At 55.8% G+C, this 1,112-nt stretch carries 1 protein-coding gene; it reads right to left on the reverse strand.

Annotated elements, in window-relative coordinates:
- Positions 1 to 28: 28 nt before the first annotated feature.
- Positions 29 to 1,066 carry an IS630 family transposase gene (locus tag N1078_RS19450; protein ID WP_274089702.1) on the reverse strand — a complete coding sequence of 346 codons (1,038 nt, stop codon included), beginning with the start codon at positions 1,064 to 1,066 and terminating at the stop codon, positions 29 to 31.
- Positions 1,067 to 1,112 lie beyond the last annotated feature (46 nt).

Here is a 1,112-nt window from a genome sequence, read left to right on the forward strand (position 1 = left end):
TATTAACCCGGCAATCAAATACATCAAATCATGCTGCGTAGGCGATACGTGGATGCCGGAAATAAGAACGGACTCTTTGGGGGCGTAATTGCAATCGTCTCATGACCGAGCGAACACGCCCTTCCAGTTCGTCCTGATTGCGCGCCGGCAAGCCCGTGCGAACCTGATGTTTCAAATCACAATTCAAATACTCGTCAGGATTCAACTCCGGGGCGTATGCCGGCAAGAAGAACAGTTCGATTTGCTCTTTGCGGTCGGCGACCCAGGCACTCACCTTTTTGCTGTGGTGTACGCGCAGGTTGTCGAGAATCAGGAACACCTTGCGGCCCTGCGCATCACGAATCAGGCGACCCAGGAAGCGAATCAGCACTGGGGCTGTCATCGTTTCCCGGTACAGCATGAAGCGCAGCTTGCCCCGATTGGTCACGGTGGAAATCATGTTGGTGGAAAAACGACTGCCACTGACCTCGCGCACCGGCGTTTCGCCAATAGGGGCGTAGCTGCGACCAGCATGGCTGTCACTGCGCATACCGGTTTCGTCTCCCCACTGAATCTCACCATTCTCGGCCTTTGCCCGCTGTGCGATGCGTGGATATTCGTTATCCAGCCAGCGCTGAACTACTTCAGGCTTCTGCTGATAAGCCCTATGCAGTGGCCGCTGCGGGGTGTATCCCCAGCGCTTGAGGTATTCACCAACCGTTCGAACCGGCATGAGAAAACCACAGCGCTGGCGGATCAGTTCTCGCACGGCATCACGCGTCCAGAGTGCAAAGCCGAGTTTGAGTTGGTCGGGCATCTTATCGGTCATCAATGTACGAACCAGCACTTCCTGGCTGGGGCTCAAACTGCGGCGATCACCTTGGCGAACACCGCGTTGGCCACCGGCAATGGCCGCTTTTTCGCCTTTGTGTTCTGCGACCTGCGCCCAGTGAGCGATGGTGCGGGGGTGTACACCAACCGCTTCGCCAATAGCCTTGTAGGTGTAACCCTGCTCGCGCATGCGTAGGGCCGTGGAGCGCTTTTCACGCTGTTCATGGGGGCTGAGTTTGCGGGCATCTGTTTTCATAGGGACAGATTACCCAATATGCCCTATTTATTTGCCAGGTTAATAT

Source organism: Pseudomonas sp. MIL19 (assembly GCF_028680365.1).
In the GTDB taxonomy this organism is placed as follows: Bacteria; Pseudomonadota; Gammaproteobacteria; order Pseudomonadales; family Pseudomonadaceae; genus Aquipseudomonas; species Aquipseudomonas spirodelae.